Consider the following 15,252-nt stretch of genomic DNA (forward strand, 5'->3'; position numbering starts at 1 on the left):
TCACTTTCACAGTTCACCTGAACAGTCACCGTAGTATGGGCACCGATTCCCGGCGATGACAACGAAACGGAACTTGATGAAGGTCACACGGGCGGCGCAACGCGAGGCGACCCGCCAGGCGATGCTCGAAGCCGCCGTCTCCCTGACCTCCTCCGAAGGCCTCGTCGCTGTCACCACGCGACGGATCGCCGACGCGGTCCGCGTCTCGCAGAGTGCCGTGATGTACCACTTCCCGACGCGGGAGGACCTGCACACCGCGGCGATCGGCCACCTGGCCGAAGGTATCGAGAGGGATGCGCGCGCTGCCGTGGACGAGCTCCTGCGGGCCCCCGAGTTCGACGCCGAGGCCATGATCGAGACCGCCTGGCAGATCCTCGCGACCCCGCAGGCGCTCGCGGTGGCCCAGCTGTGGATGGCTGCCGGGGCCGAGCCGGCCTACGTCCGGACCGTGCGCGAGCTGGAGCTCAAGATCGTGGCGCTGAGCATGGCGGCCATCCAGCCCATCGCCGACCGTTTCGAGGACGACGCGGCCGTCTTCGCGTACGTCGACACGATCTTCTCGGTGATCCGTGGACTGGTCATCTCGGTGCCGGTCTGGGGGATGGGGCCGGTCGAGGAACGGTGGCGGGGCAGCAAGAAGGTGCTGCTCGGCCTGGTCCCGCCGGCGTAGACCGGCTACGTCGTGGCGCCGAGGAGGCTTTCCGACTCGGCCAGGGTGACCAGCGACGTACGCAACCGCGCACGCTGGGTGCTGCTGAGGTCGGCGAACACGTCCTCGTCGAGCGCTGCGAGGAGAGCACGGCACTGATCGGCCGTGGTGTTGCCCTTGTCCGAGATCTCGACGAGGTAGCGACGGCGGTCTGCCGCATCGCGTCGCCGGGCGGCCAGTCCGAGTGACTCGAGGTCGTCGAGGGTGGCGACCATGGTGGCGCGATCGATCCGCAGATAGCTGCCCAGGTCGTTCTGGGAGAGCGCACCGCCGTGGTCCTCGAGTGCCTGCAGGACGCTGTAGTGGCGGGTACGCAGCCCCAGGGTGGCGAGCTGCTGCTCGGTCATCCGGAAGACCACCTGGCCGACCTTGAGCATCAGGCAGCTGGCGTGGTCGGCGATGGACCCGGGGACGAGCGATGTCGTGTCCACCACAGGACTTCCTCCTTGAGCGTTCGAGCCGATTGGTCGTATGGTGGCCGAATCGTTAGTAGTACAAACTATAAGTGATGCCTCAGATGGGACCAGCATAGTGACGACCACCCCGATTCGTCAGGCCGACCGCCTGTACCACGACCTGCTCTCTCCCCAGGAGGTCCTCGACGTCCGGGCCCGCGCCCGAAAGGTCGCGATGGACGTCGTGGCGCCGGTCGCCGGCCGGATCGCCAATGGCAACGAGCGCGTCGAGGGCTTCCCGCGCGACGTGTTCGAGGGTCTCGCGGAGGCGGGCCTGTTCCGTGTCCCGTTCGCCGAGGAGGTGGGCGGCGACGGCCTGGCGCACCCGGTGACCGCGACGGCCGTGGCGATCGAGGAGCTGGCGTACTACTCGAGCAGTGTCTCGGCGGTGTTCGACGTGCACTGCATCCTGGCCGGCAACGTGCTGACCCACGGCACCCCCGAGCAGCAGCAGCGCTGGCTCCGACCGGTGGCGAGTGGTGAGATCGTGGGCGCCTTCGCGACGACCGAGCCCGACGCCTCGACGGACCTGAGCCCTGCTGCCGTCCAGACGGTTGCTGAGCGGCGCGGCGACGGCTGGGTGCTGAACGGGCGCAAGCGCTGGATCTCCAACTCTCCGGTGGCGGGCTTCATCGTCACCCTCGCCCGCACCAGCGACCGGCTCTCCATGTTCATCGTCGACACGACCCTGCCCGGAGTACGCGTCGGCGAGCCCGACCTGAAGATGGGCAACCGTGGCCAGCTCACCGCGGACGTCTACTTCGACGACGTCGTCCTGTCCGACGCGGACCTGCTCGGCGGAGAGGAGGGGCGCGGGCTCAAGCACGCACTCGCGACCCTCACCCTCGGCCGGATCGGCATCGCCGCGGCCGGGGTCGGTATGGCCCAGGCGGCGTTCGACCTCGCGGTCGGACACCTCTCCACGCGTCACGCCTTCGGCAAGCCGGTCGCGGCCAACCAGCACTGGCAGTTCCTGATGGCCGACCGGGCCACCGAGCTCGAGAACGCGCGGACGTTGTACCTCAAGGCCGCCTTGCGCCGCGACGCAGGCGAGCTCTTCCCTGAGCCCGAGGCGGCGATGGCGAAGTTCTACGGCACGCGCCTGTCGGTCGACCTGGCCCGCGACGCCGTCCAGGCCTTCGGTGGTCTCGGTTTCGCCCGCGAGCTGTCTGCTGACGGAACGCCCGGTCCGGTGGAGGCGCTCTACCGCGACAGCAAGATCGGCGAGATCTACGAAGGCACCAACGAGATCCAGAAGTGGATCATTGCGCGTGGGATCTTCGGCAAGGAGATCACCGGCTGAGGCCGGGTGGGACCTCTCAGCGTGCACCACTTTGAGTGGACAAAGTGGTGCAACCGTCCGGCGACCCGGTGTCGACCGAGCTGGCTCCGCTGGCCTCCGTGCTCCTGCAGACGGAGTCGGCGTCGCGCCTGGTGACCCGGCGCTGCGGTCGCCTGCGTCAGTCCAGCGAACCGATGTCGGCGGGCACGGAGCTCTCGATCGCCCAGGACGGGACGATGAAGAGCCCGTGCGCCGTGACCGCGGGCAGGTCGTTGTCCACCGAGCTGATCTGGGCAGTGACCGTGACCTTGCGGCCGACCTCCTCGGTGATCTGCGCCTGCATCCGCACCCGGCCGAGCGGCAGCGGGCGCTCGTAGCGCAGCGTGAGGGTGCCGGTGACGGTCAGGCGCGTGTGGGCGGCGCTCGCGGTCTCGCCCATCAGGTGGTCGAGGACCAGGGCCGAGACCCCACCGTGGACGCAGCCGGGAGGCCCTTCGTAGGCGACACCGAGATCGACCTCGGACCGCACGATCCCGTCGTCTCCCCACTGCAGCACGACGGGTGGGGCGATCGCGTTGCGGATCCCGACAACAGCGTTGCCCCAGTTCCACGAGCGGCCCTCGGTGTTGAAGTGCACGCCGGCCGGGCCGTCCTCGGCCTCTTCCGACAGGACCTGCGTCGCCCGCCTGATCAGCTCGCTGGCCTCGGCCACCCGGTCCGGGTCGACCCGGGTGCGGATCGCGACGTCGACGAGGTCGCGGATGTCGCCGGCGAGCGCTCCGTGGATCCGCTCGGAGGCCTCGATGGCCGCGGTGGACTGCTCGGAGAGCTGGAAGGACATCGACGACAGGCTGGACACCTGTCCAGACTAGCGCTGCCTGCTGGCAGAGTGGCGCCGTGGCTCCGCTGACCTTTCGACCCCTGCCGGCCGGACCTCCGCATCTCGCGGCGGTGCTGGCCGGTCCGGACCTCGCGGCGGTCGGCTACCGCGAGACCGAGTACGTCGTCGAGGGCACCGCGTCCCGCTACGTCGCGGAGACTCCGGGACCGGGCGTCCTCGCCCTCGACGAGGCGCCGTTCGCGACCCGCGTCATCGTCCGGGCGCCGGTCGACGGGTCAGCGTCCAGCGGCGTGGTCGTCGTCGAGTGGCTCAACGTCAGCAGCGGCAGTGACGCCGCACCCGACTACACCTACCTCGCCGAGGAGATCGTGCGCCGACGGCACACGTGGGTCGGCGTCTCGGCCCAGCAGTTGGGCGTCGTCGGTGGGCGTCCCTCGATCGGAGGGGAGCCGTCGACCGGCCTCGTCGGTGCCGACCCGGGGCGGTACGGCGGCCTGGCCCACCCCGGCGACGCGTACAGCTACGACCTCTTCACCCGGATCGCGACCGCGCTGCGACGCCCGGACGGACCGCTGGCGGACCAGGCGGTCACGCGCCTGATCGCCGTCGGTGAGTCCCAGTCCGCCTTCGCCCTCACCACCTACATCACCACCGTCGCGCCGATCACCGGCGCGTTCGACGGCTACCTCGTGCACAGCCGCGGGCGCGCCGAGCTGGGGCTCGGCGAGGTCGGGCGCCCGCACGACCTCGACGCCGTACGGTCCGGCCCGCCCGTGCGGTTCCGCGACGACATCGAGGCGCCGGTGATCGCGGTGCAGACCGAGACCGACGTCCTGTCGCCGCGCTTCCGGTACATCGACGCGCGGCAGGACGACGGACCCCTGTTCCGGCTGTGGGAGGTCGCCGGCACCGCCCACGCCGACCTGTGGCAGATCGGGGAGTTCGAGTCCTTCCTCGGTTGCCCGGAGCCGGTCAACCGGGGCCAACAGGCCTACGTGCTCCGAGCCGCCCTGCGAGCCCTGGTGGCCTGGAGTGCGGGGGAGGGCGAACCGCCGACCGCCGAGCGGCTGACCGTGGCTGCGGACACGGAACACTTCGAGGTCGACGACGTGGGCAACGTTCTCGGTGGCGTGCGAACACCGTGCGTGGATGTCCCGGCCCAGTTGCTGAGCGGGCTCGCGTCTCCCGGCACCTCGGTTCTCTGCAGCCTGTTCGGATCGACGCGGGACCTGCCCGGCGACGTACTCCGGGCCAGGTATCGGTCCGTCGATCACTATCTCGAGGAGTACGCAGCGGCGACCGATGCCGCGATCGCGGCGGGCTTCGTGCTGGCTGAGGATCGCAACGCGGTGCTGGCGGAGGCGCGGCCGGAGCTTGTGGTCGGAGCGTTCGACACCGGCGTCACCGGGATAGGTTGAACCGTGTTCCACGTGATGTTCCTCGAACCCCGGATCCCGCCCAACACGGGCAATGCGATCCGGATGGTGTCGGGCACCGGGGCAACGCTGCACCTGGTCGAACCCCTCGGCTTCGACCTGACCGAACCCAAGCTCAAGCGGGCGGGGCTGGACTACCACGACCTCGCGTCCGTGGTGGTGCACCCGGACCTCGACGCCGCGCTGGACAGCGAAGCGCTCGCCTCGTCAAGGGTCTTCGCCTTCACCGCCAGGGCGACCCGCTGGTACACCGACGTCGAGTTCCAGCCGGGCGACGTCCTGCTCTTCGGTCCTGAACCGACGGGGCTGTCCGACGAGGTGCTGAGCCACCCGCGGGTCACCGAGCGGATCCGGATCCCCATGCTGGAGGGACGGCGGTCGCTCAACCTGTCGAACTCTGCCGCTGTCGTGACGTACGAGGCCTGGCGTCAGCAAGGGTTCCCGGGCGCGCAGTAGGCGCCGGGAAGCCCGCAGCGGAGGCACGTGGCCGGGCAGCCCGACCCTTCACCATCAGGTCAGCGTGTCAGGTCGGGGAGTGGTGCCGGTAGACCGACGGGTCGAAGTGTCGGGTACGGCGCCCGTACTCGACGTGGGAGCCGGCCCAGACCTGGGTGACCTTGCCGTTGTCGGTGGAGTACCACCCGGGGCAGCCGCTGGTGAAGACGGACTTCTTGAGGCGGCCCTGGATCTCGGCGTTGAACTCGTCGTGGACCTCGGGCCGGATCTCCAGTGCCCCGCCGTTCTCGGCGACGTACTCGATGGCCTGGCGGGCGTAGTGCGCCTGGCGCTCCAGCAGGTAGATGATCGTGTTGGTCAGCGAGCCTGTGTTGGGGCCGTAGGACATGAACAGGTTCGGGAAGCCCGGCGTGGCCAGCCCCAGATAGGCCTCGGGGCCTTCAGCCCAGGCGTCGCGGATGTCGAGGTCGTCGATGCCCGTGATGGTGATCGGGGCGAGGTACTGCGTCGGCGTGAAGCCGGTGCACCACACGATGATGTCCGGCTCGACCTTCTCGCCTGTCGAGGTGACCAGGGCGTTCGGGGTCACCTCGGTGACTCCGGCGCCGATGACGTCCACGTCGTCGCGCGCGCAGGCGGGGTACCACTCGCTGGAGAGCAGGACCCGGTTGCAGCCCAGCAGGTAGTCGGGAGTGAGCGCGTCCACCTTCTGAGGATCCTTGACGGTGCGCCTGACGGAGGCGCGGAGCTGGGCCATCCAGAGCTTGCGCGCCGGGTCCGCCCAGCGCTTGGTGATCGGGTAGCGCGACTCGAACCACCACCACATGCCCAGGTGGTAGGCCTTCATCAGCGCCGGCACCTTGCTCAGCACGGCTTTCTCGACCCGGCTCGGCTTCCAGTTCCGCTTGTTGACCACCCACATCGGCGAGCGCTGGACCACCGTGACCTTCGATGCCACACCGGCGATCGCGGGTACGACCTGGACGGCCGAGGCGCCGCCCCCGACGACGGCGACGTGCTTGCCGGTGTAGTCGACCGTGTGGTCCCACTGCGCGGAGTGGAACTGAGGGCCCTCGAACGACTCGCGGCCAGGAAGGTCGGGGATGTTCGGGTTGGAGAGCTGTCCGGGCGCGCACAGCAACACGTCGGCGGCGATCGTCTCGCCATCGGCGAGAGTGATCTGCCACGTGCAGGACTTCTGGTCGTACGCCGCGGACTCGACGTTCGTGTCCAGGCGCACCCGCGCCATGACGCCGGACTCGACCGCCACCTTGTGCAGGTAGGCCGCGATCTCCTCCTGGTTGCCGAAGCGCTGTGACCAGTCGTCGTTGAGCCACTTGGAGAACTGGTAGATCACCGACGGCACGTCGCACTGTGCGCCCGGGTAGGTGTTGGCGGCCCAGACCCCGCCGACGCGGTCGGCTCGCTCGAGCACGGTGTACGACGTGATGCCGTGCTCCTCGAGCTCGAGGGCAGCAGCCAGGCCGCCGAAGCCGGCGCCGATGATGACGATCGATGGAGTGGTCATGTCATCGAGTCTGATTCCGGAGCTTCGGGGAGCCCATGTCACGCGCGGACGCGCTATTGTCATTTCCGGACATGACTGACCTGGCCGCCTCCTCCGCACAGCTGCCGTGGGACCACCCCCGCAGCGCTGGCGGCGCTCGCCTTCTGGTCGAGGTCGGCCGGGTGCACGGTCTTCGACCCGACCAGTGCCTCTCCCGCTCTGGCCTCGCCGAAGCCGAGATGGCCGACCCGGCGACCGTGGTCGAGGCGACGCAGGAGCTGACCATCGCACGCAACCTCATCGAGCACCTGGGCGACCGGCCAGGCCTCGGCCTCGAGGTCGGGCAGCGCTACCGGTTCAGCAGCTTCGGCGTCTGGGGCTTCGCGATCCTCTCCAGCACCAGCGCCCGCGAGGTGGCCCGCCTCGGCGTTCGCTACTCACCGCTGTCGTTCGCGTTCATCGAGCCCTTCATCGAACAGGACGAGCACGAGCTTCGCGTCGTGCTCAACGAGCACGACATCCCCGCCGACGTACGCGACTTCTTCGTGGAACGCGAGATCGCGAAGCTGGCCCAGCTCCTGCCCCTGGGGCTCGGCAGCGCGGCAGGGATCCGGTTCGAGACCGCGTTCACGGGCAAGCGTGCCGCGGTTCTGGCCGAGCGCTTCCCTGGCGTCCCGATCAGCAGGGGCGAGAGGCACCTGCTCGCACTGGACGCTGCGATCCTCGACCTGCCGCTGCCGCAGGCCGATCCCGTGACCGCCCGTGAGCTCGAGAACCAGTGTGCGGCGCTCCTGCAGTCGCGCCGCTCGCGGCGCGGCGTCGCAGCGGGCGTCCGGGAGCGCATTCTCGCCCGGCTGGCGGACCCACCCTCGATGGAGGAGACAGCAGCCGCCCTGCACATCGACCCACGAACGCTGCGCCGACACCTGACCGCTGAAGGTACGTCGTACCGCGAGCTCACCGACGAGGTGCGCGCCGTCATGGCCGACGAGCTGCTCCGCAACGCCCACCTCACCGTCGCCGAGGTGGGCCGCCGCCTGGGCTACCACGACGCCGCGGGCTTCACCCGGGCGTACAAACGCTGGACCGGAACCACCCCCAAGCAGCGGCAGCCGCGAGGCACGCGGGACTAGCGTTTCTCCGACGACATCGGAGGCACTGGCGGAGAGTCCCGCTGTCTGGTTGGTTGCAGTCATGAGTGTTCTCGACCAGGTCATCAACAGGGTCCAGGCGACGATCCCGATGGAGCGGCAGGTCCAGGGACTGCACCTGTTCCAGAAGGCCAAGAAGCTGGTGCTCGGAGACCGGCAACCGGTCTTCGTCGAGGAGAAGATCCCCGACGTCGACGAGCTCGAGCTGACCGAGATCGACGTCAGCAACCCGTTCCTGTACCGCCAGGGACAGTGGCTGTCCTACTTCAAGCGGCTGCGGGACGAGGCGCCCGTGCACTACCTGGCGGACAGCGCCTTCGGGCCGTACTGGTCGATCACCCGGTACGACGACATCGTGACCGTGGACAAGGACTTCGAGACGTACTCGGCGGAGCCGCAGATCGTCATCGGTGTCCCGCCCGAGGGGCTGGACATCGAGATGTTCATCGCCATGGACCCGCCGCGCCACGACCAGCAGCGCGCCGCCGTCCAGGGCGTCGTGGCCCCGCAGAACCTCGAGGAGATGGAGGGGCTGATCCGTTCCCGCGTGCAGGAGGTCCTCGACGGCCTGCCGGTCAACGAGCCGTTCGACTGGGTGGACGAGGTCAGCATCGAGCTGACCTCGCGCATGCTGGCCACCCTGCTCGACTTCCCGTACGACGAGCGGCGCAAGCTCGTGCACTGGACCGAGCTGGCGGGCGCCAGCGCCGGGGCCACCGGTGGAGCGGTGGACATGGACGAGCTGTACGCGGGCATCGCCGACATGGCGAAGAGCTTCAGCGCCCTCTGGCACGACAAGGCCGCTCGCCTCGCCGCTGGCGAGAAGCCGGGCTACGACCTGATCACCCTCATGCAGATGTCCGAGGACACCAAGGACCTGATCAACCGCCCCATGGAGTTCCTCGGCAACCTGATCCTGCTGGTCGTCGGCGGCAACGACACCACCCGCAACTCGATGTCCGGCGGCGTGTACGCGCTCAACCAGTTCCCGGACGAGTTCGAGCGGCTCAAGGCGAACCCCGACCTCATCCCGAAGCTCGTGCAGGAGATGATCCGGTGGCAGACGCCGCTGGCCTACATGCGCCGGATCGCGACGAAGGACACCGTCCTGGGCGGCCAGTTCATCCGCAAGGGCGACAAGGTCGTCATGTGGTACGCCTCGGGCAACCGTGACGAGCGCACGTTCGAGAATCCCGACGACTTCGTCATCGACCGCCACAACGGACGCCACCATCTCTCGTTCGGGATCGGTGTCCACCGCTGCATGGGGAGTCGCGTGGCGGAGATGCAGCTGCGGATCCTGTGGGAGGAGCTGCTGGTGCGGTTCGCGGACATCGAGGTCGTCGAGGAACCGGAGTACCTGCAGTCGAACTTCGTCCGGGGCTACACGAAGATGATGGTGACCCTCACGCCGGTCGGTCAGGAGGCGCGGCCCCGGACCCGCAAGGCCGCGGCGCCCCAGCCCGCACGCATCGGCTCTCGTCAGGGCTGGGTCACGGGCACCTCGGAGAGCGAGGTCGACCTGCAGGTCCAGGCACGACGTGAGGTGGCCGAGGGTGTCGTCGAGCTCACCCTGGCCGATCCCGCGGGTGCGCCCCTTCCACCGTGGACCGCCGGCGCCCACATCGACCTCGTCCTCGGCCCGTCGCTCACCCGGCAGTACTCCCTGTGCGGCAGCTCCGCCGACGAGTCGTCGTGGAAGGTCGGCGTGCTTCGCGACCCGGACAGCCGGGGCGGGTCGGCGCACGTCCACGAGAAGCTGGCCGAGGGTGCGACCGTCCGCGTGCGCGGCCCGCGCAACCACTTCCCGCTCGTCGCCTCGCCGCGCTACCTGTTCATCGCCGGCGGCATCGGTATCACCCCGATCCTTGCGATGATCGAGGCCGCCCAGGCGCGCGGTGCCGAGTGGAGCCTGCTGTACGCCGGCCGCTCCCGCGCGTCGATGGCGTTCCTCGACCGGTTCGAGGGCGACCCACGCGTGACCCTCGCGCCGCGCGACGAGGGCGACCGGTTCGACCTCAGCTCGCTCCTTGGCCAGCCGCAGGCGGACACGCTGGTCTACTGCTGTGGTCCGGGCGGCTTCCTCGACGCGGTCGAGGAAGCGTGTGCGGGTTGGCCGGACGGCAGCGTCCAGATCGAGAGGTTCGCCGCCAAGGAAGTCGTGGCGTCGGAGGACGCGCTCGACTCGTTCGAGGTGGTCTGCTCGCGCTCGGGAGTGACCGTGACGGTGCCCGAGGGCACGTCGATCTTCGACGCGGTCGAGAGCGCGGGTGTCGACGTGCTCGGGTCCTGCATGGAGGGCATCTGCGGCACCTGCGAGGCCGACGTGGTGGAGGGCACGCCCGACCACCGTGACTCGATCCTGTCCAAGGCGGAGCGCGAGCGTGGCGACACGATCATGCTCTGCGTCTCCCGCTCGCTCTCGAAGAAGTTGGTGCTGGACGTATGAACTACCCCCAGGACTGCTGGTACGTCGCTGCCACCAGTGACGAGATGGACGAGGTCGGCGACGGCTTCACGGCTCGACGCATCCTCGACACCCCTGTCGTGCTCTTCCGCCTCGCCGACGGCTCGATCGCCGCGCTCGAGGACCGCTGCGCGCACCGGCCCTACCCGCTGTCGGCCGGCCACCGCGAGGGCGACCTCGTCGTGTGCGGCTACCACGGCTGCACGTACGACGCGACCGGCCGCCTCATCAGGGTGCCCTCCCAGGACACCCCGCCCTCGGGCGCGCAGGTGCGCGCCTTCCCGGTCGTCGAGCGCGGGCCCTTCGTCTGGGTCTGGACCGGCACGCCCGGTGGCGAACGACTGCGGCCGCCCCCGTCGACGCCCTGGCTCCAGGGTGATGGCTGGAGCAGCGTGGGGGAGCGGCGCCATGTGGCCGCCAACCTGCTGCTGCTCCATGAGCACTACCTCGACCTGACCAACGTGTTCGAGATGCACCCGGAGCTGGTGCCGCCGGGCATCGAGGCGCTGCCACCGCTGGAGGAGGTGGAGGTCTCCGAGGTGTCCGTGTCGTACACGCGTGAGCTGCCCAAGGCACCGCTGGCCCCGTGGGAAGCTGCGGTCTCGGGCCTGGACAGCGCCGAGTCGTTCGGTCGCAAGGAGACGGGCGCGTTCGTGACCCCCGGCCTCCACAAGCAGAGCTACACCATCACGGGCGCTGACGGTCCCGAGCTCGAGCTCGTGCGGACCCACGGCTTCACGCCCGAGTCATCAGGGGCGACCTACGTCTTCCTGCAGATCTCGTGGCGCGGCGCAGCGGTCTCGCCCGATGCGGGCGCGCAGCTGGCCGCCGTGTTCCACGAGATGGCCAACCGTGACATCGCCGTGCTCGAGACCATGCAGCGCTGCCTCGACGAGGACACGACGCCCCGGCGTTACTTCAACGTCAAGGCCGATCGGGCCGCCGTACGCGCGCGCCGGATCCTGACCTCGATGGTCGAGGACGAGCGGGGGCTCTAGCCAGACGCCTGGTCGAGCCGCGAGCGCAACGCCAAAAGCACGAAGGCCCCGGCGAGCCGGGGCCTTCGTACTGAGTCAGGACTCAGATGTCGTAATACAGCTCGAATTCGTGCGGGTGCGGCCGCAGCTGCACGGGTGCGATCTCGTGGACCCGCTTGTAGTCGATCCACGTCTCGATCAGGTCGGGCGTGAACACGTCGCCGACCGTCAGGTAGTCGTGGTCGGCCTCGAGCTCGTCGAGCACGGCACCGAGCGACGTGGGGACCTGGGCGATCTCGGCCATCTCGTCCGGCGGGAGCTCGTAGATGTCCTTGTCGATCGGCGCAGCGGGCTCGATCTTGTTCTGGATGCCGTCGAGGCCGGCGAGCATCAGGGCCGAGAACGCGAGGTACGGGTTCGCCGACGGGTCGGGGAACCGGGTCTCGATGCGCTTGGCCTTCGGGTTGGTGCCCGTGATCGGGATCCGGACCGACGCCGAACGGTTGCGCGAGGAGTAGACCAGCGAGATCGGGGCCTCGTAGCCGGGCACCAGGCGGTGGTAGGAGTTCACCGTGGGGTTGGTGAACGCCAGCAGCGACGGGGCGTGCTTGAGGATGCCGCCGATGTACCAGCGCGCCATGTCGGACAGGCCGCCGTACCCGGTCTCGTCGTAGAACAGCGGGACGCCGTCCTTCCACAAGGACTGGTGGACGTGCATGCCCGAGCCGTTGTCACCGAAGATCGGCTTCGGCATGAAGGTGACCGACTTGTTGTTCTCCCAGGCCGTGTTCTTGATGATGTACTTGAACTTCATCACGTCGTCGGCGGCCTTGAGCAGCGTGTCGAAGCGGTAGTTGATCTCCGCCTGACCAGCGGTGCCGACCTCGTGGTGCGCGCGCTCGACCTGCAGGCCGGAGGCCTCGAGGTTGATGACCATCTCGTCACGCAGGTCGGTGTAGTGGTCGTACGGTGCCACGGGGAAGTAGCCGCCCTTGAGGCGGGTCTTGTACCCGAGGTTGTCGCCCTCCTTGCCCGAGTTCCACCAGCCCTCGACGGAGTCGATGTGGTAGTAGCTCTCGTTGACGCCGGTCGAGTAACGAACGTTGTCGAAGATGTAGAACTCGGCCTCGGGGGCGAAGAACGCGGTGTCGGCGATGCCGGTGCTCGCGAGGTAGGCGAGCGCCTTCTTCGCGATGTTGCGCGGGTCGCGGGAGTACGGCTCGCCCGTGATCGGGTCGTGGATGAAGAAGTTGACGACCAGCGTCTTCGACTTCCGGAACGGGTCGATGTAGGCGGTCGTCGGGTCCGGGAACAGCGCCATGTCGGACTCGTTGATGGCCTGGAAGCCACGGATCGAGGAGCCGTCGAAGCCGAGGCCGTCGTCGAAGACCGACTGGTCGAACGACGAGACCGGCACGGTGAAGTGCTGCATGATTCCGGGCAGGTCACAGAATCGGACGTCGACCTGCTCGACGGATTCATCCTTGATGAACTTGAGCAGGTCTTCGCTGTTGTTGAACATTCGTTCCTCCTCGGCTGTGGCGGAGCCTCCAGCCATCGGTCAGTCAGTTCGATCTCCCCGGCAACCTACCGAATGCCTCCTTGCGCACGCATCACCCCCAACGTTTCGTCCCAGTAAACAAAACCGGAGACGCGAACTGCCCCCGTCCCACGAAGGGGACAGGGGCAGTTCGGTTGACGCTGGGATCAGCGGATGAAGAGCATTTCCTGGTACGTCGGCAGCGACCAAAGGTCGTCGGCGACGACGGCCTCGAGCGCGTCGGCCGCCTCGCGGACCTTGAGCATGGCCGGGAGGATGGTGTCGCGGTGGTACGCCGCCTCCTCGAGGCCCTCGCTGGCGTGAGCGCCGGCCTGGGCGGCCTGGAGCTCAGCGATGCCGACGCGGAGCGCGGCGATCAGCTCGGAGACAGCCAACAGGTCGGTCGTGTCGGCGTCGACGCCGGCAGCCTTGAGCGCGGCCACGTTGCCCGCGAGCTCGGTCTGGTAGCGAACCGCGGCCGGAAGGATCGTCGTCTTGGCGATCTCCTCGGTCAGGTTGGCCTCGACGTTGATGACCATGACGTACTGCTCGACACCGACCTCGAAACGCGACTCGAGCTCGGCCTCGTTGAGGACCGCGTACTTGGTGAACAGGGCACGCGTCTCGGGGGTCTGCCATTCCGGCAGCGAGTCGACCGTCGTACGCAGGTTCTTGAGGCCACGCTGCTCGGCCTCGGCGTGCCACTCCTCGGAGTAGCCGTTGCCGTTGAACACGACCGCGCCGTGGTCCTCGATGATCTTCTTCAGCAGGGCCTGGACGGCCTCGTTGAACTCGGTGCCGGCGGCAACCGCGGTCTCGAGCTCGGTCGCGCAGAAGTCGAGCGCCTCGGCCATGATCGTGTTGATCACGGTCATCGGGGCGGCCACCGTCTGGTTGGAGCCGGCCGCGCGGAACTCGAACCGGTTGCCGGTGAAGGCGAACGGCGAGGTCCGGTTGCGGTCGCCCGGGTCCTTGGTCAGGTCCGGCAGCGCGTCGACGCCCACGGAGAGGACGCCCTTCTGCTTCGACGACGTGGCGCCGCCACCCTTGGCGATCTGGTCGAAGACGTCGGCCAGCTGGTCGCCCAGGAAGATCGAGATGATCGCCGGGGGAGCCTCGTTGGCGCCCAGGCGGTGGTCGTTGCCGGCCGAGGCGATCGACAGGCGCAGCAGGCCGCCGTACAGGTGGACGGCGCGGATGATCGCGGCGCAGAACACCAGGAACTGGGCGTTGTCGTGCGGGTTGTCGCCCGGGCTCAGGAAGTTGCCCTGGTTGCCGTTGCCGAAGGAGAAGTTGACGTGCTTGCCCGAACCGTTGACGCCGGCGAACGGCTTCTCGTGGAAGAGGCACTCGAAGCCGTGCTGCTTGGCGATCGAGCGGAACGTCGACATCAGCAGCTGCTGGTGGTCGGAGGCCAGGTTGGCGCGCTCGAAGACCGGGGCGATCTCGAACTGGCCGGGGGCGACCTCGTTGTGGCGGGTCTTGGCCGGCACGCCGAGCTTGAACAGCGCACGCTCGGTGTCGTGCATGAAGCCGAGGACCCGCTCGGGGATCGCACCGAAGTAGTGGTCGTCGAACTCCTGGCCCTTCGGCGGCTTGGCGCCGAACAGGGTGCGGCTGGCGTTGAGCAGGTCGGGGCGCGAGTTCACGAAGGACGTGTCGACCAGGAAGTACTCCTGCTCGGGGCCGCAGAAGGACACGACGTTGTCGATGTCCTTGTGACCGAAGAGGCCCAGCACGCGCTCGGCCTGGGCCGACATGGCGGCCTCAGCGCGCAGCAGCGGGGTCTTGTGGTCCAGGGCCTCACCGGTCATCGAGACGAAGATCGTCGGGATGCACAGGGTGTTGCCGTTGGGGTTCTCGAGGATGTACGCGGGGGACTGGACGTCCCAGCCGGTGTAACCACGGGCCTCGAACGTCGCGCGGATGCCACCGTTGGGGAAGGACGACGCGTCGGGCTCACCCTGGACCAGCGTCTTGCCGGAGAACTCCCACACCGCGGTGCCGTCGCCGACCGGCTCCATGAACGAGTCGTGCTTCTCGGCAGTGAGGCCGGTCAGCGGGTAGAAGACGTGCGCGTAGTGCGTCACACCCTTCTCCATCGCCCAGTCCTTCATCGCCTTCGCGATGATGTCGGCCAGGGCGGGGTCCAGGCGGTCGCCGTTCTGGATCGTCGCGGACACGGCCCGGTAGACCGACTTGGGCAGACGCTTCTGCATCACCGAGAGGCCGAAGACGTTCTCACCGAAGACCGCACCGGTCTCCTCGGCGACGTCAAAGAACGCCGTCGGGGTCTCGTTGGCCTCGATCTCGCGGATCGCACCCAGACGGGTCGGGTTCGCAGTCATGACACAGTCCCTTTCGCATTGGCGACGCAATGCCGCCCGATCATCGAAGTCCTGACTGTAGGCAACGCGCGTTACACGAGAAC

At 68.5% G+C, this 15,252-nt stretch carries 12 protein-coding genes; 7 read left to right on the forward strand and 5 right to left on the reverse strand.

What is annotated here, in order from left to right; genetic code table 11:
• Positions 1 to 76 precede the first annotated feature (76 nt).
• Entirely contained in the window at positions 77 to 670 is a 594-nt protein-coding gene (locus ASD84_RS13770) for a TetR/AcrR family transcriptional regulator (RefSeq protein WP_056711462.1), read from the forward strand.
• A gap of 5 nt (positions 671 to 675) precedes the next feature.
• Here ASD84_RS13770 and ASD84_RS13775 read toward each other — a convergent pair whose 3' ends face one another.
• Complete coding sequence (locus ASD84_RS13775) at positions 676 to 1,140, reverse strand: MarR family winged helix-turn-helix transcriptional regulator (RefSeq protein ID WP_162251537.1); 465 nt, start codon at positions 1,138 to 1,140, stop codon at positions 676 to 678.
• Positions 1,141 to 1,240: 100 nt separating this feature from the next.
• Here ASD84_RS13775 and ASD84_RS13780 point away from each other — a divergent pair, with 100 nt between their 5' ends.
• Positions 1,241 to 2,467: an acyl-CoA dehydrogenase family protein gene (locus ASD84_RS13780; RefSeq protein ID WP_235531115.1), complete on the forward strand. Its 1,227-nt coding sequence runs from the start codon at positions 1,241 to 1,243 to the stop codon at positions 2,465 to 2,467.
• Positions 2,468 to 2,624: 157 nt separating this feature from the next.
• Here ASD84_RS13780 and ASD84_RS13785 read toward each other — a convergent pair whose 3' ends face one another.
• A complete protein-coding gene (locus ASD84_RS13785) occupies positions 2,625 to 3,305 on the reverse strand; it encodes a PaaI family thioesterase (RefSeq protein WP_056711466.1) in 681 nt (226 codons plus the stop codon).
• A gap of 38 nt (positions 3,306 to 3,343) precedes the next feature.
• Between ASD84_RS13785 and ASD84_RS13790 the strand changes: the two genes are divergently transcribed.
• Positions 3,344 to 4,705, forward strand: coding sequence for an alpha/beta hydrolase domain-containing protein (locus ASD84_RS13790; RefSeq protein ID WP_156391939.1), 1,362 nt, complete (start codon positions 3,344 to 3,346; stop codon positions 4,703 to 4,705).
• Between the two features lie 3 nt (positions 4,706 to 4,708).
• Positions 4,709 to 5,179: a tRNA (cytidine(34)-2'-O)-methyltransferase gene (locus tag ASD84_RS13795; protein WP_056711468.1), complete on the forward strand. Its 471-nt coding sequence runs from the start codon at positions 4,709 to 4,711 to the stop codon at positions 5,177 to 5,179.
• 67 nt (positions 5,180 to 5,246) lie between these two features.
• Here ASD84_RS13795 and ASD84_RS13800 read toward each other — a convergent pair whose 3' ends face one another.
• Complete coding sequence (locus tag ASD84_RS13800) at positions 5,247 to 6,707, reverse strand: flavin-containing monooxygenase (protein ID WP_056711470.1); 1,461 nt, start codon at positions 6,705 to 6,707, stop codon at positions 5,247 to 5,249.
• Between the two features lie 71 nt (positions 6,708 to 6,778).
• Between ASD84_RS13800 and ASD84_RS13805 the strand changes: the two genes are divergently transcribed.
• From ASD84_RS13805 to ASD84_RS13815, 3 genes are all read left to right on the forward strand, one after another.
• Entirely contained in the window at positions 6,779 to 7,819 is a 1,041-nt protein-coding gene (locus ASD84_RS13805; protein WP_056711472.1) for an AraC family transcriptional regulator, read from the forward strand.
• A 61-nt stretch (positions 7,820 to 7,880) separates the two neighbouring features.
• Positions 7,881 to 10,286, forward strand: a complete 2,406-nt coding sequence (locus tag ASD84_RS25775; protein ID WP_056711474.1) for a cytochrome P450/oxidoreductase — start codon at positions 7,881 to 7,883, stop codon at positions 10,284 to 10,286.
• On the forward strand, positions 10,283 to 11,302 hold the full coding sequence (locus ASD84_RS13815; RefSeq protein ID WP_056711476.1) for an aromatic ring-hydroxylating dioxygenase subunit alpha: 1,020 nt from the start codon (positions 10,283 to 10,285) through the stop codon (positions 11,300 to 11,302). Before ASD84_RS25775 ends, ASD84_RS13815 begins: the two co-directional genes overlap by 4 nt.
• An 82-nt stretch (positions 11,303 to 11,384) precedes the next feature.
• Here the strand turns inward: ASD84_RS13815 and glnA are convergent, their stop codons facing one another.
• Together glnA and ASD84_RS13825 are read right to left on the reverse strand one after the other, a co-directional pair.
• The gene (gene glnA, locus ASD84_RS13820) at positions 11,385 to 12,803 is read right to left on the reverse strand and encodes a type I glutamate--ammonia ligase (protein WP_056711478.1); all 1,419 of its coding nucleotides are present in this window, start codon (positions 12,801 to 12,803) and stop codon (positions 11,385 to 11,387) included.
• A 185-nt stretch (positions 12,804 to 12,988) separates the two neighbouring features.
• The gene (locus ASD84_RS13825; RefSeq protein WP_056711480.1) at positions 12,989 to 15,169 is read right to left on the reverse strand and encodes a glutamine synthetase III; all 2,181 of its coding nucleotides are present in this window, start codon (positions 15,167 to 15,169) and stop codon (positions 12,989 to 12,991) included.
• Between the last annotated feature and the right edge of the window lie 83 nt (positions 15,170 to 15,252).

Origin of the sequence: Nocardioides sp. Root682, assembly GCF_001427795.1 — a bacterium.
Taxonomy (GTDB): domain Bacteria; phylum Actinomycetota; class Actinomycetes; order Propionibacteriales; family Nocardioidaceae; genus Nocardioides.